The following is a 22,825-nucleotide window of genomic DNA, read 5'->3' as shown; positions in this document are numbered from 1 at the left end:
ATTACAAAAAAGAAACCAATTCGAAAATGAATTGGTTTCTCATAGGATCATTCATCAACAGCCGTTGACAAAGAGCCGTTTTTGTTTACTCAGCCGTAATCTGGTCACGGCCATTATTTTTAGAGTGGTACAAGTACCCATCAGCGCGCTTGTAGAGATGAGTGCTATCTTCATCATCAGGATGCTGTTGCGTCATCCCAATGGAGATACTGATGTGAATGGTCTGGGTGTCGTATTGAAAGTCGGCATCGCGGATCATATTCGCAATCTTTTCGGCGTGTTTAACGGCATCCGCAAGTTCATAATCATTGAACAAGATTGTGAATTCCTCGCCCCCGGTTCGATAAAGGACGAGGTTGTTGTCGACACTATTTAAGTATTTTTCAATCAATAGCGCAAGTCGTTCCAAGACATAATCGCCTGCTAGATGACCATAAGTATCGTTGATTGATTTAAAGTGATCAATATCGAATAACATCACCGTAAATGGCTGTTGTTCAGCTCGATTGCGGTCAAAAGCTTGACTATACTTGGAGCGAAAGGCAAAAAAGTTTTTGGCATGGGTTAGTTCATCAAAGTTCGTATTGTACGTGAGCTGAGCCAACGTGGCGGCATCGCGGTACAGAAGGTTGACGTAGAAATAAACGGTTACCAACATAATTGCCATGTACAGTAATTCCTGCAGCACTAAGTTTTGCGTCAGATGTAATCGGAAAGCAACCACTGTCCATAGTGCGGTGGAGAAGAGCATCGCCACGACAATGTATTTCCAAAAATCCCAGTGATCATAGTGACGGTGTCGTTTTAACAGCTTCATAATGAAGAAAAAGGCTACGAAAATCGCGGTATACAGCCAAGAGAGCGTCTGCGTAATCGTCCCGTTGATTAGCATGAATAAGATGGCGGTAATGACCCATTGCCATAGCTTGATACCAAGTAAAAGAAAATAACTAACGAACACAACGGCGAAAAGCTGAAAATTCATAAAGACCCAAGTCGTATTCTGCTGACTAACAATTAGTTGCAGACCTAAGACAAAGAGTGCCATGTACAACAAGCCGACGACTGTCCGCACCTGTTCTTGATCAAATTTTTTGCCACGTTTTTCGAAATAGCGGATCGCCTTATCCGCCAAGGTCCAATATAACGTGATCATTCCTAAAAGGAAAAAGATACTAGTCACCAATGAAGGCACGTACCAGTGAGTTAGTGTCATCTTTATCGGCCTCCCATCCGGCGATGTAGATTTTACTAGTTAAACTGGAATTGTAGGCTTGCCATAAAGGTAACCTTGGTGAATCTTAATCCCATATTTATCGGCCAATAATTGGTCGTGATGATCTTCAACGCCTTCGAGGACCATCTCTAAGTGATATTGGCGCGCAATATTGGTCCAAAAAGCCAACAATTCGGGAATCTGGTTCGCCTGACCACTCATGCGCAAATTTTGCATGGCAAACTTAATCTGGTCAACGAAGGGTAATAGATTCTTGATATTGTCGTAAGTATTGGTCCCCGTGCCGACGTCGTCTAAAACTAATTTCATCCCATATTGATGTAGTAACAAACTGTAGCGTTGAATTTCATCCAAAGTGGGCGCATCAGTCAATTCGATGGTTAAGGCGGCTGGATTGAGGCGTTTCTTTAATGCCACAATCGCACCTAACGCTAACGGGTCGTCGATCTGTTCACGGTTAAGGTTGAAAGCAATCACTTTATTAGTCAAGGATGTTTTTAAATCAGCCGCCGTTTGCTCGATCAGCTTGGTCTGGTCATCCAACGAAATCTCGGAGAAGTTCGTGGGTAACGTCCAAGTATCCTTTTGGCGTTTGCGTAATAACGCTTCGTAGCCGTAAATTGAATGATCTTGCTCATTAATCTGCGGCTGTACAAAAAATTTATAGATGAGAATCTCCTCCTAACTTAGCAAAGTCATTGAGTTATTGCTCAAATCTGTCTATTATTATTTTAGTATACATTTATAACGTTATCAATGTAGCGACCTGAATTCAGGCCTGAATATAAACACATTTATATCAGCGTAAACGTGGTAAAATTAAAATTGATAGACACTAATAGCTGAGAACGATTGCTTGCAATTTAGTGTTTACGATTGTAAACTAGATAAAACTTTAAAGAAAGGTGGCTAATTAAGTGGAAGCACAGACCAAGATTGAAATTAGTGATGCTGAATGGGAAGTTATGCGGGTGACTTGGACGCTTGGACACGTGACCAGTAGTCAGATGGCCGAAATTATGGCTGAAAAGATGGGCTGGAAGACGGCGACTGTCAAGACGTTGCTCGGCCGCTTGATTAAGAAAGGAGCCTTACGCGCTGAAAAGCATGGTCGCGCCTTTACTTATTATCCAACGGTCGATGAACAACCGTCGATGGACGAAGCCGTGACGACTTTATTTGGCCACCTGTGTCAGATGCGGGTCGGTCAGACGTTAACGGATCTAGTCGGCCAGTTAGACTTGAGTCAAACTGATATTACGAAGCTACAAACGGTCCTCGCAGAAAAGGCCGCCACAGCCCCGGAAACGGTGGACTGTGATTGCTTGCCCGGTGAAATGAACTGCTAAGCCGGTGAACTAAATAACTGAGAAGTAGCGGCATGCCAAGAAAACTGGGGATGCCGCTATTGTATTTTTACGAAGTTGATGGCAATGCTTGACTTTTTACGTTTACGATTGTAAACTGTAACTATAAATTACAAATGTAAACAATAAGAGAGAAACGTTTGAGGAGGATGGGTATCATGAAAAAGATGGCAATGACTGAAGCTCCAGCAAAAGACATGAGCAACATGGATATGCATGATATGGATATGGACATGGGGAACGGCCAAATGATGCATATGGGTAATCTAAAGCGCAAGTTCTGGGTATCGTTGATTTTAACGCTACCGCTGATTATCATGAGTCCGATGATGGGGATGCAGCTACCGTTTCAATTGATCTTTCATCCGTGGTCTGATTATTTAGCGGCCATTCTAGGGACTGTGATTTTTATCTACGGCGGTCAACCATTCTTCAGTGGGGCCAAAGCTGAATTAGCTAATCGCAAGCCGGCGATGATGACCTTGATTGCCATGGGGATTGGTGTCGCGTTCGTCTATAGTATCTACGCAGTCGTGGCGAATAACTGGTTACAAGTGACACCGCCAGTGACCGACTTCTTCTGGGAACTAGCAACTTTGATTGATATTATGTTGCTAGGGCACTGGATCGAAATGGATACCGTCATGAATGCGGGTTCCGCGGTCGATAATTTGGCCAAACTTTTACCAAGCAGTGCGCATAAAGTTGTCGCTGGGCAAGTGAGTGATGTTGATGTGTCGGAATTAGCAGCTGATGATCATGTACAAGTACGAGCTGGTGAAAAGATTCCGGCTGATGGGGTGATTGTTAGTGGTGCCACGAGTGTTAACGAAGCCATGGTCACTGGTGAAGCACGGTTAGTTGAAAAACAAGTCGATGCTCAGGTTGTCGGTGGGTCGGTCAATGGTGAAGGTACCTTTGAGATGCGAATTACTGGGACCGGTGAAGATGGGTATTTGGCGCAAGTGATGAAGTTAGTCTCAGATGCGCAAGCTGCCAAGTCGGCCCAAGAAAATATGGCTGACCGCGTTGCTGGACTCTTGTTCTATGCAGCCTTAACCGTTGCCATTGTCGCATTTATCGTCTGGATGTTAGTTGGTAACTTGGCTTTAGCCTTATCTATTGCAGTGACGGTTTTAGTTATTGCTTGCCCCCATGCTTTAGGTTTAGCGGTACCATTAGTTATTGCTCGAAGCACAGCAATCGCGGCGAGTCACGGGCTATTGATTCGGAACCGTGATGCGATGGAACAAGTCAAAAAGTTGAACTATGCCCTAATGGACAAGACGGGGACGTTAACGGCCGGTAACTTTAAAGTCGCTGAATATCAAAGTCTCAATTCAGAATATACAGCTGACCAAGTCTTAAGCATTATGGCCAGTCTGGAAACGGGTTCTAGTCATCCGTTAGCAGTCGGAATCTTAAAGGCCGCTAAAGCCCAAAAGTTGACGCCTGCTGAAGCCACCGATAGTGAACAATTAACGGGAGTTGGCTTGAGTGGGACGGTAGCTGGTCAAACTTATCAAGTTGTTTCCGCGGCTTACTTGGATCGGCAAAAGTTAGTTTACGACCAAGTCGCTTTTGATCGGCTAGCTTCAGCTGGAAACTCGGTCAGCTACTTGATCCAAGACCAACAAGTCTTAGGTTACGCCGCTCAAGGGGATCAGCTTAAACCTGAAGCGAAGAACTTAATCGACAGTTTGAAGGCCCAACATATTACGCCAGTGATGTTGACCGGTGATAATGCGCAAAGCGCCCAAGTGGTGGCGAAACAACTTGGCATCACTGAAGTTCATGCTAGTTTGTTGCCAGAAGATAAAGCTAAATTGGTGAAACAATACCAAGCTGATGGCAGTCATGTCATGATGATTGGGGATGGCGTTAACGATGCGCCAAGTCTAGCAAGTGCCGAAATTGGTGTGGCGATTGGTTCAGGGACTGATGTCGCGATTGATTCTGCGGACGTGGTCTTAGTCAAAAGCAATCCCAATGATGTGGTTGAGTTCTTAGAGTTAGCGCGCAATACGACCCGCAAGATGACTCAGAACCTCTGGTGGGGCGCTGGGTACAACGTCATTACCATTCCATTGGCGGCCGGAATCTTAGCGCCGTGGGGCTTCTTATTGAACCCAATGGTCGGGGCCGTGGTTATGTCCCTCAGTACTGTGATTGTGGCGATTAACGCAATGACGTTGCATTTAAAGAAAGCATAAATGAATTGATGGAGGGCTTATCCGTGATTAGGATAGGCCCTTTTTGTCGTTATTGGATGGATGAAGGTTGCCACTCTGGTTGGGCCAGCATTGGCTGGAACGTGGTGGCCGCGTTTTCGAGCCACAGTGCGGTCTCGAAAGCCGGGCTTTATCTAAGGCCGGAAAATCACCGACCAAGATAAACGACACCACTGAGCCAATGCTGGCCCGCCCGGCGTTAGTTAATTGTAGTGAATCTGGAGCGTAGTGGTTGTCTAATCGATAATTATGGATTAAAAAGAACTGTTCAAGTATAGGTGAAAGAATTATTGATTGAGGATGGTAGTGTTTGTGAGTGATTAGTGATTAATATTTTGGCATAAGCACGTTCAAATAAATTTGCAGAAAACTGTTTCTGGTTGAATCCACATCACAATTTCGGTTGTTATTAGCGCAGGGCGGGCTGGATGACGCTCAGTGGTGTCGTTTGACTTAGACCGGGTGAATTCCTTAGTCAAGGCCCGGCTTGGGAGACCGCATTATGGCTTCCAAACGTGGCCACCACGTTCCAGCGTCAAGCCAGCCCACCCGTAGCGGCAATCTAATTTAGTCTAGCTAAACGAAAAGCCACAGAATAAACTGATAATAGTAAAATATTTAGCGCAAATCTGTGTTTTAACGGGTTTGGGGTGCTAAAATAAAGGTATTCAAATCAAGGAAGTGAGTCCCTATGTGTACTAGTTTAACGTATCAAACGACGGGCGGTGACCAGTTCTTAGCTCGGACGATGGATTTTGGCTTTGAATTGGGTGGTCGCCCGGTTGCGATGCCACGCCACCATCATTTTAGCAGTGTTACTAATCAGACCGGATTTGACGCACCGTATAGTTTTGTCGGTACCGGGCGTAATTTAGATGGCTATATTCATGTCGACGGGGTCAATGAATATGGCGTCAGCGCAGCGGCTTTATACTTTGCTGGGCAAGCGCATTATGCTGCCGCTCCAGTCGATGGTCAGATTAATCTGGCACCGCATGAAGTTTTGATGTGGATTTTAGGTAATGTTAAGAGTACCCAAGAACTTGGGGACCGCTTAGCTAACTTAACGATCGTAGAAGCTAAAGCCCCATTATTGAACATTGTCGTACCCTTACACTGGATTATCAGTGACAAGAGTGGTGCAACTTACGTTTTGGAACAACAATCTGATGGCATGCACTACATGAAGAATCCAGTTGGTGTGATGACGAATTCACCTGATTTCGGTTGGCATTTAAAGAACTTAAGTAACTATGTTCAATTACAACCTGAACAGCATGCCAATCGTCAATATGGCGATTTAACGGTTAATGCCTTTGGTCCTGGTACGGGTGCATTAGGAATGCCGGGTGATTTTACGTCACCATCTCGTTTTGTGCGGACGGTCTTTATGCGTGAACATACGGAAGCAGTCGCGACAACGAGTGCCGCAGTTAACGCGCTGTCACATATGTTGAACTCGGTCGAAATTCCAAAGGGTGTTAAGATTAAAGCGGATGGCTCAGTGGATTATACGCAATATCGGTCGTACATGAGCATGTCTGAACCGGCTTTTTATATGCAACCTTACAACGACCAAACGATCACGCGGGTTGCCTTGACGCCAGAATTGATGACCGCAGCGCAACCAACTGAATTTACGTTGGCAACGGCACAACAATTTAATAATGTTAATTAGATGACTATTGGTTAAAACCAACTGACTTGTGTAAAGTTAGTTGGTTTTTTGTTATGTTTACATAACGTTACTTTTAAATTGATGTTACACTAGGTTTAGTTTTAGGGATACAAAACTTTAGTTAATTAGTTAATTGGTATTAGGCTTGCAATTCAGCCACTAAAGGAATAACATGTATTACATGATAATGATTATAAAGTAGTTACTTGGGGGCGGCAGTATGAAAAAGAAAATGACCTTGGCACAACGCGTCAATATTTTGCGGGCGAGCGTGATGGGGGCAAATGATGGGATCTTATCCGTAGCCGGGATTGTTGTCGGGGTCGCGGGTGCGACAACCAACAGTTACTCAATCTTGATTTCTGGTTTAGCTGGGATGTTGGCTGGGACGATTTCGATGGCGATGGGCGAGTATGTCTCCGTCAATACGCAAAAAGATGCGCAAAAGATGGCCATTAGTCATCAACGGGCCGCTTTAAAAGCGGACTATGACGGTCAAGTCGCAATGGTCACTAAAAAATATGTGGATCAAGGGATTAGTACCCCGTTAGCGCAACAGGCGACCCAAGAAATGATGCAAGAAGATGCGTTAGTCACGACCGTGCGTGAACGGTATGGTTTTAATCCAAGCCAATTTATCAGTCCCTATGCGGCTGGGATCGCCTCGATGATTTCATTTCCAACCGGCTCAATCTTGCCACTAGTTTCGATTACGTTCTTTCCACCACAAGTTAAGATCTTAGCAACGATTATTGCGGTGGCGATTGCGTTATCGATTACGGGATTTGTGGCGGCCAAGTTGGGTAATTCTGATTGGCGGCATGGTGTTGTCCGCAACGTGATTTCAGGATTGTTGACGATGCTGGTGACTTACTTTATTGGTCACTTGTTCGCATAGGTTGAGGGGGATCATTACATGTTAATGTCAAAATCAAAGCCTAAAAAGGCTAAACAAACGATGGACGAAAAGCTCAATACACTGCGTGCTGGTGTATTGGGCTCCAATGATGGCATTTTAACCGTTGTCGGCGTGTTATTTAGTGTTGCCGCGGCAACGAGTAATCAATTTACGATTTTTATTGCTGGGTTATCAGACCTATTAGCCTGTGCGTTTTCAATGGCTGGTGGGGAATATGCGTCTGTTAGTACCCAAAAGGATACGGAAAAAGCCGTGGTTGAAAAGGAACGCCAGCTACTGAAGACGAATTATGCTGATGAAGTCGCCGCGGTTAAACGGCATTATATGACGCTAGGCGTGACCGAAAAGACTGCATTGGCGATTGCAGATGATCTGTTAGCTAAGAAGCCACTTGAAACCATGATCAGTATTAAATATGATATGCAATTAGGCCATTATATGAATCCTTGGGACGCCGCATTTTCATCATTATTCTCGGCTTCAGCGGGAGGCGTCTTCCCATTAGTGGCGATGACGTTTTTGCCGAATGCGATGAAGTGGCCAGGCACCATTCTAGCCGTGTCGCTATCAGTGGCACTGACCGGTTATTTATCCGCAGTTTTGGGTAAAGGCAATGTTAAGACCGCCGTTATTCGTAACGTGATTGTCGGGATTATTACGATGTTTATTCACTACTATATTGGGACTTTGTTCTAGGTTATAATTATCAATTCTGTAATGATAGTAGGACGTCAAAAATGGCGGTACCCGCTATTTTTTTGTTGAAAATAAAACGATAATTTTCAGGAAACTTTAATCAAGCCCCGGTATAATATTGCCATTAATTAGATTGAGGTCATGAAAATTGCAAACAACAACTAATCGTTATATGAAGGGTATCATGTGGGCGATGCTCGCCTCGACTTTATGGGGAATCTCGGGGACGGTCATGCAGTTTGTCTCTCAGAACCAAGCCATTCCGGCTGACTGGTTCTTATCGGTCCGGACCTTATCTGCCGGGGTCATCTTGTTAGCAATCGGTGCGATGCAACAAGGGCGTGGCATCTTTAAAGTCTTTAAGTCATGGTGGTCAATCGCGCAATTAGTTGCGTATGCGACATTGGGCTTGATGGCGAATATGTATACGTTCTATGTCAGTATTGAACGTGGAACCGCGGCGGCAGCTACAATTCTGCAATACTTAAGTCCATTATTCATCGTGTTAGGAACGCTGGTATTTAAACGGGAACTGCCTTTACGAACAGATATGCTAGCTTTCGGGGTATCCTTACTAGGGGTCTTCTTAGCCATTACGCGGGGGAATATCCATGAGTTGGCTATTCCGACCGATGCATTGGTCTGGGGAATCTTATCAGGGGTTACAGCCGCGTTATACGTGGTGTTACCACGGAAAATTGTCGCTGAAAACTCGCCAGTCGTCATTCTAGGCTGGGGGACCTTGATTGCCGGAATTTTATTCAATACTTATCATCCGTTATGGATTGGAGCGCCAGCAATTACACCGAAACTAGTGATCTCAATTGGGGCGATTGTGTTGATTGGGACGATTTTTGCATTCTTATCCCTACTACACAGTTTGCAATACGCGCCTTCTGCGGTTGTTAGCATTGTGGATGCCGTGCAACCAGTCGTGACATTTGTCTTAAGCATTATTTTCTTGAATCTAAAGGTTAGTGTCGTTGAGATCATTGGTTCTGTTTTAGTGGTACTGGCGATTTATATCTTGCAACGTTACCGGAGTGAACCTGGAATAGAATAGTCACTTTAAGACGAAAGCCCTACCCGTTTACGCAACTATGAACGGTGTAGGGCTTTGTAGTATCGTAAACAGGTACTTCCGGATAATCGCAATATTATTAGAAGGATGAAGTAAACAATCGGAGGGATTCAAATGACTAGTTTTTTAACAACCACACAGCAAGCACAGGGGCGTGCTTTACTAACGCAATTTGACCATTTAGAAGGGTTTGTGCCAGGTGAGGGGAGTTTAACCCCAGCTTTAGTGATGGTATCAGAGGCGCCTGGAAAAGTGGAAGCCCAGGTTGGCCACCCCTTTCAAGGCCCAGCTGGCAAAGAATTGGATCGCTGGTTAGCGGCACTTGGGTTGACGCGCTCAGAAGTCTATTTAACTGGTGCAGTTCGTTCACGGCCTTACCAGTTAGGACCGACGGGATTAAAACGGGATCGGCGCCCAACACCAGCCGAGATTGCAGCCAGTGCGCCACTTCTAGATGTTGAATTACAGCAGTTGCCAGATCGGCTACTGGTGCCATTGGGGAATACCGGGTTACAGCGATTATTGGGACCCAAAGTCAAAATCAGTGCGGTGCATGGCCAATTATTAACCCAGCCGATTCGCCAATGGTCAACAGCTGACCAGCGTTTTGAATTAACCACGGTCAATTACCGCCTCTTTCCGTTGTATCATCCGTCATATAGTCGACGGTTCAAAAAAATCCTGCCAACCGTTAATGCTGATTTAGCCGCGCTAAAACAGATTCTCGATTCACAGGATTAGATTATTTTTTAAATTAAAACTAACGCACGAGCTGGTGCCTGCATCTTGATGACTTGGGCACCGAGGTCCATGAAGGGGTCACCAGCAACGGTTAACCCAAATTTTTCATAGAAATGCTGGACTTGAGTTTGGGCGTCGATTTCAATCGTGGCATTGGCGTAGTGGGTTTTTAAAATTGCCATGACGTGATTCATCAATTGTTTACCAAGGCCGGTTCCACGATAGGTACTATCAGTCGTAATGCGGCCGAAAGTCACTAGACCGTCATGTTCATAGATGCGCGCGTAAGCCACCAGTTGATTGCCATCGTAAGCAAAGATATGGCGGGCGTCAAAGTCGGTATTATCAGGATCTTGGTAGCTACGGGCTTGTTCTTGAACAAACGTCTTAGCGCGTAGTTGATAGATGTCGTGTAGTTGGGTGGTCGTTAGACCGGTGAACTTTTTTACGAACCATTTCATTAGGTGGCGCCTCCTTGAAAACTGGGTCAGAAAACCCGAGTTATTTTCAAAATGAGTCTTAAATTTAACACCGCAGTTTAGTAGGGTCAACGCAAAAGGTTCGTGATTTTAAAAGCCTAATTTGAAGGGGTTAAAAATGAAAAGCGTATTAAAAAATCAGCGAAGTTAGTCGCTGATTTTTTGAGTTGTGATTAAATTTTAATACCAGGCGGGCTTATCGCCATCAGTGTTAGGTTTGTTGACCCCTAAGGATTCCCGGACACTTTCAGTGGGATTGGTCGCTAACTTCACGACTAACGCGGCGATACTTTTACGGGATACTTCAGTCCCTTTAAAAGCATCGTGGCGGCCAGTGGTTTCATAGTCGATCTCATCTTTATTAGTCAACCAAGCAGGCCGAATAATGGTGTAATCAAGGTCGGAGTTTTCTAAGACTTCAGCGGCACTGTAATAACGGGTCAAGTAGCTACCCAAAGTGGCGTTATTCCACTCGCCGAACTTACCAGGCACTTCATCATAGATTCCTAACGTTGAGATCCAGATTAACCGTTTGATGTGTGCGGCATGCATGGCTTTCAAGACGGTTTCCGCTTGAATTTTAATATTTTGACCAGCTAAGTTGGCGTAAACGACATCTTGACCTTGCATCGCGCTAGTTAGCTTGTCAGCATCAGTCGTGTCGCCATCGATCAGGGTGACCCGAGCTGACGCTAAGTCACTGAGCCGTTGCGCGTTGCGTAAGTAAAGTGTCAAATCAACATCGGTATTACCTAAAAATTGCGTTTCAGCTAACTGGGCAATTTGGCCGGCAGCGCCGAGAATAAGTACTTTTGTCATATGATCCCCTCCTGAATGTCTTAACTGTAAATCTTATTATTACAGAATGCAAGTTAAGCGTTTCAAAATTTTTAAAACAAAAATGCGCCATTAAGACGTTTTAGCACTATAATGAACTTGTAACGGACATTGGTTCCGTTTCCATCATAAAAGAGGCGATTATCATGGCACAAAAGCTTAGCAAGGAACAAAAGAAAGCTATGATTCAAAAAGCTGAAGAAGAACGTGCAAAGCATCCAAAGCAAAAGAGCGGTGTTTCCGGTTTTGAAACCATCGACGAAGATGCTAAAAAGTTAGCTAAAAACTAATCTTTTAACGTTCTAATAAAGAAACTGTTGGCAATCTTTGATTGTTGACAGCTTTTTTTTACCATTTTTTGAATGTAGGCTTTTTTAATTCAAAAATTGTTTTTTAGCTGAAAATAAAACGAACTCAATCGATTAGATAGCGCTTACTAGATGGGTGCAGTATAATATGAGCAAATTGATGGAGGTGGTCATAATGACGCAATTTACAGCCTTTATTGCTAGCTTAGATGACAGTTTAGCCCAAGAAAAGCTGTCACCAGCAAACTTGGTGCAAGTACCAGTCACGTTTAGCTTTCAGCATCAGCATTTACAAGTCGAACTGACGACGTTACAAACGTCCTTCAATCAAGGCGACAATGACTTTGGGGTAGCTGATATTTTGGATCGCATTCGGTCATTGGTGGGGGTTGAACTAGCTGATGTGCCAGAACAGCAATGGCCACGGACGACGATGACTAAGGCCATGGCGATCACACCATATAAAGTTGTCCGAGTAGTACCCGTTGATATGCAGGATTACAAGTTAAATTAGCACTCGCTATACAAGAGTGCTAAATTGTTGAACTTAATCGGTGAACGCTTAGAATAGAAACTGTAAACAAGTTGAAAGGGTGATTAGCATATGGCTAATGATATGTTGAATTGGAACCATGATTTATTTGATCGATTGAATGATTTTTCTAAGATGGATGATTTATTAACCGGGCTAGGCCGTTCAGTCGCTAACGTGACGGGCCATGATAGTGCCTTGTTGAAGACTGACATTAAAGAAAATGATGAGCAGTACACCATGCAAATCGATGTTCCCGGCATTCAGAAGGCTGATATTGCCTTGAAGTATCGCGATGGCCGATTATCGATTGGTGTGAAGCGCGAAAGCCTTAGTGATGACAGTGACAAAGACGGCAATATCATCACTAGTGAACGGCAAACGGGCCGTTTTGGCAGGGAATATTCATTACCTGACGTCGATGCGACAAAGATTGCTGCCCATTATGATAATGGGGTCTTGAGCTTGACCTTGCCGAAAAAGGCTGCGGCCGATACTCATCACATTGAAATTCAATAAGGATTAAGGCGAGTTAGTTTCGCTTGGACGGTGATGCAAGTTGAATGAGACTTGCGCACCGTCTTTTTTTAAGCGGTGTTCGACTGATAGATATAAATATTTTCCGAAATTTAGTAGTTGATTGGACCTTATTGGCCAATTTTCTGTTACAATTCAGTAATATCGGATGTTATTTTAGACTGCCAAATGTGGCGTCGTTAAATGGCGTCACAAGTTGATAATGACTAGGTTGTGGTGACAATCAACGGTGTTGCTAGGTGCCGGTTTTGCACTAATCACTGGGTCATTCAAGATTAGGTAGTGGTAATTAATGACCGATATTAAGCAACGTTAGGTTATGGTTGGTTAGACGAAGTCGCTTGTCTTTGACGTGTGCGCAAGTAAGTCTTGATTCGCTAGGTACCAGGATGAGCGTGCAATCCTTGGGACGTCGCCACGCCAACCGGGTCGTAATAGGTGCAATACTAACATTGCTGTATAGTTTGAACAGTCGTAGGATTAGTAAGAAAGTAGGAATGTGTGATGACGGAAGGTTTTAGACCGAGTCACCCTAAAATATCGATTGACGATGACCCTGGAATACGGAGCCAAATCGAAAGTTTAACCGGTGAACTCTCCCAACAGCAACTCGCCAAGTGGGCGTTGATTATCGCGAAAAAAGCGATGCAGTATGTCGATGACAATCAGAAGCATGATCGTCAATTACGGTTGGCGATTGATGCCAATGAATTGTGGCAGGTTAATTTAGCTAGTGTCTACCAAGTGCGCCAAGCCAGTGCTAAAGTTGAGGCGATGGGCGCTAATAGTACCAGTTCGATTGGGGCGGCGGCGTTAGAATGTATTAGTTGGGCAATTGCCTCGGCGTATGTCGATGAGAATGCCTTACGAGCAGCCGACCAAGCGATTAAATTAGTCAACTTGACCCAACCCAATGACCAAGCAGCGGTCACGGCTGAACGCCAGTGGCAGTACCAACAATTGGCCGGATTGGTTCAAAACATCAATTTGGGGTTACGCCATATGCTATAATGCCTACAGGTACAAAGTTAGGTGGGGATTAGATGGCAGCCGAAAATCATGTGCAGGCCAAGACAGAGTTGTTGCGTCAGTATCAAGAGATCGTGTCGAAGTATATGGATAACGTCTACGAGACCGTTGATGCCGATGCACATTTTAAGTTAAAAAATCAGTTGGGCTTTAATTATTTTGTCGATTATTTGTTCTTAGCAAATGTGTGTTATCAAGCAAGCTTAGATATTTTAAATAACGAAGATCAGAAGTATCCTGAAAGTAACGACCGGTTAGCAGCGGTCATCGTCAAGTATCCAGAATATTTGACGATGGCAGTCTTTAACGCCGACTTTCAAGATGCTAGTGTGACTGATCATTACGAAAAAACATTAGTTGATCTAGCAAGTACGCTAGATGTTGAATAATTAGCGATGAGCTTGACGAGGGCGACCTAGTCAGGCTCATTTTTAGGTAGGAGGAATTTACTTGATTGAGTGGTCACCGGCAACAATTAAGGCATTTCAGGCGACGTTACTGACCTGGTTTGATCGTGAAGGGCGCGATTTACCGTGGCGCCATGATCATGAACCATATCATATTTGGGTCTCAGAGATTATGCTCCAACAGACGCAAGTTCAAACGGTGATCCCGTACTACGAGCGTTTCATGACGTGGTTTCCAACGGTGACGGCCTTGGCTCAGGCGCCTGAGAGTCAGTTGCTAAAGGCTTGGGAAGGCTTAGGGTATTATTCCCGGGTTCGCAACATGCAACGCTGTGCGCGCCAATTATTGGCGGATTACGGTGGTCAGTGGCCACGGACAGCCACTGAACTCACGGAATTGATCGGCATTGGTCCGTATACAGCGGGCGCGATTGCTAGTATTGCCTTTAATGAACCAGTCCCGGCAGTCGATGGCAATGCGTTCCGGGTCTTTAGTCGGTTATTAGAGATTGACGCTGATATTGCCAAGCCGCAGACCCGGCAGTTATTTGAAAAGGTGATTGCGCGGATTATTCCTAAAGATCGGCCAGGAGACTTTAACCAAGCAATTATGGATCTCGGTTCTAGTTATATGACCGCGCGTAATCCTGATTCAGCTCATTCGCCGGTCAAGGACTTCAATCAGGCTTATCTGGATGGTAAGGAATTAGATTATCCCGTCAAGACGAAGAAACCACGGCCAGTCCCAGTTGATTATGTGGCGGTATTGGCGCAAGCTGATAGGCAATGGTTAATGACGCAACGGCCGAGTAATGGCATGTTAGCGAACTTATGGACAGTTCCGTTACTGAAAGTGGCGGACTTAGATTTGACTGAAAATTACTTACCAGCTGATCTAGAACTAGCGATTCAAACGTATTTCCAGCAAGAGTATCAACTGACCGTCACTAGTTTTGATCTAGGTTTAAAGCCAGTCAAGCATACGTTTACGCATCAAAAGTGGACGATTCAGTTATTCGGTGCCAAGGTTGAACAGGCAGACCTAGCTTACTTTCCGGGTAAACTAGTGTCAGCTGATCGACTTGCAGCCTTGCCGATGCCTAAAGTGCAAGAAAAAATATGGAATCGTTACCAACCGAAATAAATCACGCGTTTCAAAGTTTGATCGACTTTGAAACGCGTGATTTATTTTTAGTATTAGCAGTACGCTTGGTACTAGTTGAAATTGCCGCCTGCCGGTTGGTTAAATCTGTGGTCGATAATAGATAATCATTAATTCCCGTTAACTAACGCCGGGCGGGCCAGAATTGGCTCAGCGGCCACCACGTTCCAGCCGATTCTGGACCAATCAGAGTGGTAAGTTAGTCCCACAACTAAGTCACCAGCACTAAAAAGCTTTACATGTAGTATTGAACGAGGCGATAAAGTGTTTTTTCAGTCAAATCGGCAGTTGTGGTGCCGGTACCTTTTTGATTAGAGAAGAAAATGACGCCGGTCTTATTACCCTCGGACAAGTACATGTGGGTTGTCACGCCGGTGTTGCGTAGACTGCCGGAACTGTATTTCATGTGGTTGCTCTTAATGTGCCACATGCCACCATCGTAGGCGTATTTGTAGTGATTGGATAAGTAATAATAATCGCTCTTATTTAAGATCTTACCATTCCGCAAGCCTTTTTGAACGGTGTAATAATCAGCAGGCGACATATACATATTGCCGGCCCCGGTCAAGGAAGAGAGCAAGTTCGTCGTTAGTGGATAGTATTGGTAATTCTTGCCATCTACGTATTTATAACTAACGGCGGGGGTTAAGTTAGCTGGAATCGTATTATAAAAGTAAGTGTGGGTTAAACCGAGCTTATTAATAATCCGACTCTGCACGTTTTCTTCCAAGGATTTTCCGGTTAATTGTCGAATGATACCTGCTAAAATAATGTAGTTAGCGTTGGTATAGTGATGCTTACCGGCACCAGTCGCGTTCAATTGACTGATGGCATATTGAACGGCTTGTGCTTCAGTTAAAAACTTACCAGGATCAATTTCTTCGTTTTCTTGTTCTAAACCAGAATTATGGTCAAGCAGTTGCCGAATCGTAATATTGGCACTGGTTTTGATGTTCGGATAGAACTTACTGAGCCGAGTGTATTGCGTTAACTTATGTTCATTAACGAGTTGGACGATAATGGCCGCGGTGATGACTTTTTGTAGTGATGCGGTTGGATAAACGGTCTCGTTAGTATTCAACTTGCGACCACCGTAGTAGGCGTAGCCGGTCGAAGCGGTGACACTATTGCTGGCGTAGTTCTTGATCAGCATCGCGGTGCCGCGGTAGTGATACTTGTCAATTAAGGCAATGGCGTTTTGCTTCACGGAGTAGGGTTCAATGGCGCTCTTCTTGACCCAGCCAATATTCTTACCATAATAGCTGAACTTGACCCAAGTGCCACTAGCCGTAGTCGCTTGTTGGGTGACTTTAATGAAGCTATGCTCCCAGTTACTACCGTTTAAATCACGAGTGGTCGTTGATCGACTGGTATTATAGATACCGTATTTATAAATACCATCGTTCGTTTTTGCTTGATTCACAAAACGGGCGGTGTAGTTTTGCGTAGATTGATTACTGATGGTGTCGTAAGCATGGGCAATGGTCGGCGTCGTGAACGCGACTGCTGCCACGGTGCCAGCTAACCCCAAAATAGTGGCCATTTTTTTCATTATAAAACTCCCCATAATCGTTTTAGTGATTAAATCATACCTTCAATGTGTAGTTGAAACAAGCTTATTCGTTGCATGTACACGAACTTAAACCTAATAGCCACGGGCATTCATTAGCTTTGTGTCAAAACGATTAAATTTAGATGCCGTAACAGATTGTTAAGTGAGTGCGACTTGCGGGTAAGTTTACGCTTTGCAATGCTGGGGTTTGTGGTAAACTAGTGAAAAATGATGTTGCGGGCGGTTGTGCGTGGCAAGCAACCTAGAAATTAACGGAGGAATAAAGATGCTAAATGTATTTGATATCGTTAAGTTAACTGAGATTGACCATAAAGAGCTTGATAGTAACCAAGTTGTGGTCACCGATGGCAATGGGAAACCGAATGCGGTCTTGACGGAATTACTGAATGACGTCGTTAGCAACATGCGGATCTTTATTAATATGGACGAGATTTATTCCGTTGATGACCTAACGAAGGCCTTAGCTGACCATACGCCGCTACCCAACGATGTGTTGGACGAATATGAAAAAATCTTGCGGGAACCGATCTTTAATATTAATTTTGTTCCCAAACGTGGCCAGGTTGAGTTGGTCATTGGAGAATAGGTTGACGATACGCTTGGTGCTAGTTGGTTTAAATCGCCACTCTGGTTGGTCCAGAATCGGTTGGAACGTGGTGGCCACGTTTTCGAGCCACAGTGCGGTCTCGAAAGCCGGGCTTTATCTAAGTTGGAAAATCACCGACTAAGATAAACGACACCACTGAGCCAATTCTGGCCCGCCCGTCGTTAATTAACGTGAATTAATGATGATCTATTGTCGACCACAAATTTAGCCGAGAGGTTGGTTCCTAAAATGCTCAGCCGTGTCGTTGGCCTTAGTGCGAGTGGTCTGCTCGGACTTAGGCCAAGGCCAGTTTTGAAGACCGAACTTTGGCTTCAAAATGGTCCATGGCGTTCCAGCATTTTAGGAACCAACCGGCAGGCGGCAATTTAAACCAACTAGCACCAAGTGTGCTGATGATAAAAATAGTGATTCAGAGCGTTTTAAATGACTCTGAATCACTATTTTTAGTTATCTCCTGATTGCTTAATTATGCCCAGCCATGGTCCGCGTGCCAATCACGTTTCCGGCTGTCGCTAATGTATGGATTTCCGGCAACAACAAACCGCAGTGGCAGTTGACCACTAGCTGCTTCAGCATTAACCCCGACCCGTGGTAGTGCTTGAATTTGTTGTGGGGTTCGTCGTTGAGATAAATCAACTGCAATGGCACTGTCCGTAATGGGAGCTAGGTTCATATCCTGATCTTGAATTCCTAACGCCTGCATTAATTTACCGGGGCCATTGGTGACTTGGACGCCGGTTTTACCACGGTTAGTTAATTGTTGATCGATATTTAGAGTCGGTTCAATCGCCCGGATTAAGACGCCTTCCGGAGTTTCCGCGGGTTGGGTGACGATATCTAGTAAGTAATTAGCCCGCAGCCGATAAATGTACAAAGTCCCGGGATCGCGATAGAGTGGTTCACTAAAGGCTGTTCGTCGGCCGTTAAAGGCGTGAGCGGCGGTGTCGTTAGCGCCTAAATAGGCTTCCGTTTCGACGATTAAACCGCCGACAGTCCCGGTTGGATTGCGATATAATAAAGTTGTGCCCAATAAGGCTTGGGCGATTTCAGTGGTGGGCCGACCGGTGAAAAAGTCGGCGGTGGCGAACTTAGAAGTTGTCATAAGGTAAGACCTCGAATTCTAAAGATTGAAGATGATGAGATAGTGTTAAAGTTGGAACGTATCTATACTAAGCCAGCCGATTTGGATGGTTATCGGGTGTTAGTTGATCGACTGTGGCCGCGTGGCATCTCAAAAGTTAATGCGCGGCTAGATGACTGGGTCAAAGAGATTGGGCCATCAACCGAATTACGCAAATGGTTCAATCATGAACCGGCTAAGTATCCCAAATTTAAGACCCGTTATTTGGCTGAACTCAAAGCTAATCCGATTACTGTTGATTTTATTAATCAGATTGCCGAACAACTTAAAACGACCAACGTAATTTTATTATACGGCGCTAAAGATGAACAACACAACCAAGCAGTCGTTCTAAATGCCTATTTACGGGAACAATTAGGGCTAGATTAGGTGTGTATCACCAGGTTAAAAAGATAAAAAAATTAATCCCGGACGTACCAAGTTCGGAATTAATTTGTTAATAAACTGCGACAATCAAATTATTTTAAATATTTTCCTGAAAACGCTAGCAATTAGTGATGAATTTTGCTATGATTAGGGTGTTAATTAATGACGTCAACTATTACAGTGCACAATAATGGGGGTTGCATTGTTAGGCAAGCAAGATTGGGGATAATATTATGATAAACTTATGTGTGTTACCAAGTACCGCAAGTTGTCGCAAAGCCCATCGCTGGTTACTCGAGCATCGGATTCCGTTCCATGAACGGAATATGAATGCTCAGCCTTTGACGGAAGCTGAGATTAAACATTTGCTTCAATATACTTATGATGGTATCGATGATTTGATTAGTACCAAATCTAACGCATATCGACAATTAAGTAAGACGACACCAATTGAAGATATGCCATTGAGTGAAGCTGTACATGTCTTGAGCCAAACACCGCAATTATTACGACGGCCGATTATCTTTGATGATCATCGTTTGTTATGTGGCTTTAATCAAGACGAAATTCGGATGTTCATTCCCCGCGACCAACGTGTCCGAAAGATGAAGTCGCTGGCTGAACATCAGATGGCGTAAGTCGACCAAGTTAAGCGTGTCTGGATCGGCTGAGGGCCAATAGTTAATTTAAAATTAAAAAAGAGTGCTAACTGTCCGATTAAACTGATATCGGCAGTTAGCACTCTTTTGCTTTTTTAGGCGTATTTATGAGCAACTTTGGCCGCAACAGCCGCCGCAATCGCACCTACGAGGTCATCAATAAAGGTATTAACGACCCCGGATTTGTCGGTGTCTAACTTTTTAATGACGCCTTCTTTAACTTTATCAACATAACCATAGTTGGTCACGCCGATAGTCCCGTAGATGTTAGCCATATTGAGGGCCAAGCCTTCATCAACGCCGAAGACCCCGGCATCGTTGGCAACAATCGTTTGCAGTGGTTCACTCAATTGTCCAGCAGTCGCTAAACGGTCAAGTTCGAGGGCGACCATGGCATTATTCAGTAGCTCTCGTTTATGCAAGACTTCTTTAGTTTCAGCTTCGCATTCGGCAATCGTTAAGTCAGGCACATATTTAGTCTGCAGTTTGAAGGTAATCTGCGCGATTTCATGATACGTAATCCCTTTTGCGGCTAGTGCCTGCACAACGAATTCGTAAGCTGCTTTGTCTGGATATTTAAATGCTTTATTATACATGGTCATCCTCCAATGAATTATTTTAATTAGGTTAATAACCGTCTCCGTTGATCAGTCTGTTCGCGGTGGGGCGGACCCTGCAGCCAAACTGCGGTCTGCAGGGCGCTTTCAAGCCAAAAACCACGTCTTAAAAGTCGGCCCAGACACTAACCTGGGCAAAAATCACCCAGCTAAGTGTCTCGACACGGCGAACAGACTGATCACTACGACTCAAACTAGTTTTCTCATTGCTTAATCAGCTAGTAAATTGATTCCGTTGGCTCTGAGTTAAAACTGCTGCCTACTGGTTATAGTAAACTTAAAAATATCGGTTAATTAACGCCGGGCGGGTCAGAATTGGCTCAGTGGTGTCGTTTATCTTGGTCGGTGTTTTTCCGACTTAAATAAAGCTCGGCTTGTAAAGACCGCTCTTTGGCTTCCAAACGCGGCCACCACGTTCCAGCCGATTTTGACCCAACCAGAGTGGTAAGTTCGATCTAACTGAAGTGTTTTTGACGATTATTGTAACCACCAGTAATATTAAGTTCGTTCACTAAGGTTACGTTCCTTATTATACTAGTCTTCAATCTAAAACCGAATTAAAGGTCCCACCAAATAAGTGGTCGTTTTGATTATTAATTGCGGTTTTAAGGGAAACGGGTAAAATAGACTAGTGGAGTTTGACGGGGAAAGTGGTGAATTTTGGTGAAACGATTCAAAACGGTACTGCAATTTCTGCTACTTGCCTTCGTAATTGGGGCTACGGTTGTCTTAATTGGTGCCGGTGGTAACAGCACCAAAATTACGAAAGTAACTAGTCAGTTGCGGTCGATGCCGACCCAGCCGATTAACAGTCAGTACCAACAGTCGAAAACGGCAACGATCTTTTTACATGGGTATAATGGTGGCGCCTATTCGACTGATTACTTAATTAAAAAAGCGGAAAAAGCTGGTGCGGCCCAAAAAGCGCTAGTGGTTAACGTTTATAAAAACGGTGTGATGGGTTTTAAGGGGTATTGGAAAAAATCGATTAAAAATCCGATGGTCCAGGTGGTCTTTCAAGACAATCATGCCACGCAGAAAACGCAAATTTATTGGTTACATCAGGTATTGGTACAGTTAAAAGCTAAATATGGTGTGACCAAGTACAATGCAGTCGGCCATTCACTAGGGTCTAATGATATTGTCAATCAGGCGCTAACTTATGGTCATGACCATCGTTTGCCTAAGTTACGTAAAATTGTCACGATTGCCGGGCCTTTTGATGGGTTGACCGGCTACCTGAATGCCGAAACGGAACGGCATGTGCAAGCGGTCGCTGCCAAGCCAACCCGTTTTACGCGACATTTTGCGGCGATGTTAAAACAGCGCGCGAATTTTCCGAAGCACGTGCAGATGTTGAATGTGATTGGTGATACGAACAGTGGTTTTAACAATGATGGCTATGTAGCGGTCGCGTCAGCGCGGTCAGTTAGTTATTTATTGCGGAACAAGTTGGCCCGCTATCGTGAAGAATTTTATAGTGGGGCGGATGCTGCGCATTGTGCACTGAATCAAAATCCAGCAGTCGCGCGCTCGATGATTTCATTCTTATGGTAATTAAGTTAGGGCGAAGATGTGAATCTTCTGCCCTTTCGTTGTTTAGAAAGTAGGTTAGGACATGGCAAAAATTTTTATCTCCGCTCAGATTCCAACAAGTGGGATTCAAGCATTGCAACAAGCCGGTTATGAACCAGCAGTCTATCAAGGGACTGGGTTAATTACCCCATCTGAATTGATCGCGGGGGTTGCTGACGCCGAAGTTTTGATTACCCCATTATCGACCCCCGTAACAAAGGCCGTTATTGATGCGGCACCTAAATTACGGTTGATTGCAAACTTTGGCGCGGGCTTTAATAATATTGATATTAACTATGCTGCCACCAAAGCCATTGCGGTGACGAATACGCCTGGCGTCTCAACAGCTAGTACGGCGGAAGTCACAGTTGGCTTAGTCTTAGCATTAATGCATCGGATGGTCGAAGGGGATCGTCTGATGCGGACAACTGGTTTTGATGGTTGGGCCCCGTTGTTCTTCTTAGGCCATGAGTTGGCTGGTAAGACACTAGGGGTCATTGGGATGGGTCAGATTGGGCAAGCCGTTGCCAAACGGTTGCATGCATTTGGCATGAATATTGTCTATACCCAGCGTCACCAATTGGACGTTTTTACGCAGAGCAAGACCGATGCGACTTATTTAACTTTAGATGAACTGCTGAAGACCGCTGACGTGGTGAGCTTACATGCGCCATTAACGCCGGCAACGCAGCATTTATTAAATGCTGACAAACTAGCCTTGATGCAGCCGAGTGCTTATTTGATCAACGCCGCGCGGGGCCCATTAGTTGATGAATATGCCTTGTTAGCCCAGTTGAAGGCCGGTCAATTAGCTGGCGCGGCACTGGACGTGTACGAAACTGAACCTAAGTTGACGCCGGGTTTTGCAGAGCTGAAGAATGTCATCTTAACGCCACATATTGGCAATGCTACCGTTGAAGCACGCGATGCCATGGCGAAGATTGTGACGGACAATGCACTGGCCGTTTTAGACGGGCAAGCACCAACCGCGGTAGTGAATGGCGTTGTAGAACCTAAATAAATTGGTATTAAAAAAGAGCTGACGC

At 44.6% G+C, this 22,825-nt stretch carries 25 protein-coding genes; 18 read left to right on the top strand and 7 right to left on the bottom strand.

Features of this window, described 5'->3' with window-relative positions; translation table 11 throughout:
* Window positions 1-85: 85 nt before the first annotated feature.
* Both FFM77_RS12195 and FFM77_RS12190 read right to left on the bottom strand, forming a co-directional pair.
* Window positions 86-1,216, bottom strand: a complete 1,131-nt coding sequence (locus tag FFM77_RS12195) for a GGDEF domain-containing protein (protein ID WP_137636039.1) — start codon at window positions 1,214-1,216, stop codon at window positions 86-88.
* A gap of 39 nt (window positions 1,217-1,255) precedes the next feature.
* The gene (locus FFM77_RS12190) at window positions 1,256-1,906 is read right to left on the bottom strand and encodes an EAL domain-containing protein (protein WP_137636038.1); all 651 of its coding nucleotides are present in this window, start codon (window positions 1,904-1,906) and stop codon (window positions 1,256-1,258) included.
* A 248-nt stretch (window positions 1,907-2,154) separates the two neighbouring features.
* Here FFM77_RS12190 and FFM77_RS12185 point away from each other — a divergent pair, with 248 nt between their 5' ends.
* The 7 genes from FFM77_RS12185 (at window position 2,155) to FFM77_RS12155 (ending at window position 9,950) form a co-directional block, all read left to right on the top strand.
* A complete protein-coding gene (locus FFM77_RS12185) occupies window positions 2,155-2,586 on the top strand; it encodes a CopY/TcrY family copper transport repressor (protein WP_137636037.1) in 432 nt (143 codons plus the stop codon).
* 176 nt (window positions 2,587-2,762) lie between these two features.
* A complete protein-coding gene (locus FFM77_RS12180) occupies window positions 2,763-4,817 on the top strand; it encodes a heavy metal translocating P-type ATPase (RefSeq protein WP_379893395.1) in 2,055 nt (684 codons plus the stop codon).
* 709 nt (window positions 4,818-5,526) lie between these two features.
* The gene (locus tag FFM77_RS12175; protein WP_137636036.1) at window positions 5,527-6,513 is read left to right on the top strand and encodes a choloylglycine hydrolase family protein; all 987 of its coding nucleotides are present in this window, start codon (window positions 5,527-5,529) and stop codon (window positions 6,511-6,513) included.
* Window positions 6,514-6,733: 220 nt separating this feature from the next.
* Window positions 6,734-7,411, top strand: a complete 678-nt coding sequence (locus FFM77_RS12170; RefSeq protein ID WP_137636035.1) for a VIT1/CCC1 transporter family protein — start codon at window positions 6,734-6,736, stop codon at window positions 7,409-7,411.
* Between the two features lie 24 nt (window positions 7,412-7,435).
* Window positions 7,436-8,128, top strand: coding sequence for a VIT1/CCC1 transporter family protein (locus FFM77_RS12165; protein ID WP_379893412.1), 693 nt, complete (start codon window positions 7,436-7,438; stop codon window positions 8,126-8,128).
* Window positions 8,129-8,300: 172 nt separating this feature from the next.
* Window positions 8,301-9,191 (top strand): DMT family transporter, encoded by an 891-nt coding sequence (locus FFM77_RS12160; RefSeq protein WP_137636043.1) that lies wholly within the window; start codon window positions 8,301-8,303, stop codon window positions 9,189-9,191.
* A 132-nt stretch (window positions 9,192-9,323) separates the two neighbouring features.
* Window positions 9,324-9,950 (top strand): uracil-DNA glycosylase, encoded by a 627-nt coding sequence (locus tag FFM77_RS12155; protein WP_137636033.1) that lies wholly within the window; start codon window positions 9,324-9,326, stop codon window positions 9,948-9,950.
* 8 nt (window positions 9,951-9,958) lie between these two features.
* On the opposite strand, the gene FFM77_RS12150 is transcribed toward FFM77_RS12155, so the two are convergent.
* Together FFM77_RS12150 and FFM77_RS12145 are read right to left on the bottom strand one after the other, a co-directional pair.
* Window positions 9,959-10,411 carry a GNAT family N-acetyltransferase gene (locus FFM77_RS12150; protein ID WP_137636032.1) on the bottom strand — a complete coding sequence of 151 codons (453 nt, stop codon included), beginning with the start codon at window positions 10,409-10,411 and terminating at the stop codon, window positions 9,959-9,961.
* Window positions 10,412-10,609: 198 nt separating this feature from the next.
* Window positions 10,610-11,248 (bottom strand): SDR family oxidoreductase, encoded by a 639-nt coding sequence (locus FFM77_RS12145; protein WP_137636031.1) that lies wholly within the window; start codon window positions 11,246-11,248, stop codon window positions 10,610-10,612.
* Between the two features lie 164 nt (window positions 11,249-11,412).
* Here FFM77_RS12145 and FFM77_RS14050 point away from each other — a divergent pair, with 164 nt between their 5' ends.
* The 6 genes from FFM77_RS14050 to mutY all read left to right on the top strand — a co-directional run bounded on the left by FFM77_RS14050 (window position 11,413) and on the right by mutY (window position 15,223).
* Complete coding sequence (locus tag FFM77_RS14050; RefSeq protein WP_171001627.1) at window positions 11,413-11,556, top strand: hypothetical protein; 144 nt, start codon at window positions 11,413-11,415, stop codon at window positions 11,554-11,556.
* A 193-nt stretch (window positions 11,557-11,749) separates the two neighbouring features.
* Window positions 11,750-12,088 carry a hypothetical protein gene (locus FFM77_RS12140; RefSeq protein ID WP_137636030.1) on the top strand — a complete coding sequence of 113 codons (339 nt, stop codon included), beginning with the start codon at window positions 11,750-11,752 and terminating at the stop codon, window positions 12,086-12,088.
* A 90-nt stretch (window positions 12,089-12,178) separates the two neighbouring features.
* Complete coding sequence (locus FFM77_RS12135) at window positions 12,179-12,625, top strand: Hsp20/alpha crystallin family protein (RefSeq protein ID WP_137636029.1); 447 nt, start codon at window positions 12,179-12,181, stop codon at window positions 12,623-12,625.
* Between the two features lie 522 nt (window positions 12,626-13,147).
* Window positions 13,148-13,654, top strand: coding sequence for a putative immunity protein (locus FFM77_RS12130; RefSeq protein ID WP_137636028.1), 507 nt, complete (start codon window positions 13,148-13,150; stop codon window positions 13,652-13,654).
* Between the two features lie 32 nt (window positions 13,655-13,686).
* A complete protein-coding gene (locus tag FFM77_RS12125) occupies window positions 13,687-14,061 on the top strand; it encodes a hypothetical protein (protein ID WP_137636027.1) in 375 nt (124 codons plus the stop codon).
* Window positions 14,062-14,122: 61 nt separating this feature from the next.
* On the top strand, window positions 14,123-15,223 hold the full coding sequence (mutY, locus tag FFM77_RS12120; protein ID WP_137636026.1) for an A/G-specific adenine glycosylase: 1,101 nt from the start codon (window positions 14,123-14,125) through the stop codon (window positions 15,221-15,223).
* 253 nt (window positions 15,224-15,476) lie between these two features.
* Here mutY and FFM77_RS12115 read toward each other — a convergent pair whose 3' ends face one another.
* A complete protein-coding gene (locus FFM77_RS12115; RefSeq protein ID WP_171001626.1) occupies window positions 15,477-16,793 on the bottom strand; it encodes a serine hydrolase domain-containing protein in 1,317 nt (438 codons plus the stop codon).
* Between the two features lie 286 nt (window positions 16,794-17,079).
* Between FFM77_RS12115 and FFM77_RS12110 the strand changes: the two genes are divergently transcribed.
* Window positions 17,080-17,400 carry a hypothetical protein gene (locus tag FFM77_RS12110; RefSeq protein ID WP_137636024.1) on the top strand — a complete coding sequence of 107 codons (321 nt, stop codon included), beginning with the start codon at window positions 17,080-17,082 and terminating at the stop codon, window positions 17,398-17,400.
* Between the two features lie 487 nt (window positions 17,401-17,887).
* Here FFM77_RS12110 and FFM77_RS12105 read toward each other — a convergent pair whose 3' ends face one another.
* The gene (locus FFM77_RS12105) at window positions 17,888-18,523 is read right to left on the bottom strand and encodes a DNA-3-methyladenine glycosylase (RefSeq protein ID WP_137636023.1); all 636 of its coding nucleotides are present in this window, start codon (window positions 18,521-18,523) and stop codon (window positions 17,888-17,890) included.
* A 39-nt stretch (window positions 18,524-18,562) separates the two neighbouring features.
* Here FFM77_RS12105 and FFM77_RS12100 point away from each other — a divergent pair, with 39 nt between their 5' ends.
* Together FFM77_RS12100 and FFM77_RS12095 are read left to right on the top strand one after the other, a co-directional pair.
* Complete coding sequence (locus FFM77_RS12100) at window positions 18,563-18,931, top strand: DUF488 domain-containing protein (protein ID WP_137636042.1); 369 nt, start codon at window positions 18,563-18,565, stop codon at window positions 18,929-18,931.
* Between the two features lie 230 nt (window positions 18,932-19,161).
* Window positions 19,162-19,566: a Spx/MgsR family RNA polymerase-binding regulatory protein gene (locus FFM77_RS12095; protein ID WP_137636022.1), complete on the top strand. Its 405-nt coding sequence runs from the start codon at window positions 19,162-19,164 to the stop codon at window positions 19,564-19,566.
* Between the two features lie 116 nt (window positions 19,567-19,682).
* Here FFM77_RS12095 and FFM77_RS12090 read toward each other — a convergent pair whose 3' ends face one another.
* Window positions 19,683-20,183 carry a phosphatidylglycerophosphatase A family protein gene (locus FFM77_RS12090; RefSeq protein WP_137636021.1) on the bottom strand — a complete coding sequence of 167 codons (501 nt, stop codon included), beginning with the start codon at window positions 20,181-20,183 and terminating at the stop codon, window positions 19,683-19,685.
* 684 nt (window positions 20,184-20,867) lie between these two features.
* Here FFM77_RS12090 and FFM77_RS12085 point away from each other — a divergent pair.
* Complete coding sequence (locus FFM77_RS12085) at window positions 20,868-21,761, top strand: alpha/beta hydrolase (protein WP_223876837.1); 894 nt, start codon at window positions 20,868-20,870, stop codon at window positions 21,759-21,761.
* 61 nt (window positions 21,762-21,822) lie between these two features.
* Window positions 21,823-22,800 (top strand): 2-hydroxyacid dehydrogenase family protein, encoded by a 978-nt coding sequence (locus tag FFM77_RS12080; RefSeq protein ID WP_137636019.1) that lies wholly within the window; start codon window positions 21,823-21,825, stop codon window positions 22,798-22,800.
* Window positions 22,801-22,825 lie beyond the last annotated feature (25 nt).

This window comes from Lactiplantibacillus songbeiensis (assembly GCF_005405125.1).
GTDB classification, from domain to species: Bacteria; Bacillota; Bacilli; order Lactobacillales; family Lactobacillaceae; genus Lactiplantibacillus; species Lactiplantibacillus songbeiensis.
This window is presented reverse-complemented; position numbering and strand designations above follow the sequence as displayed.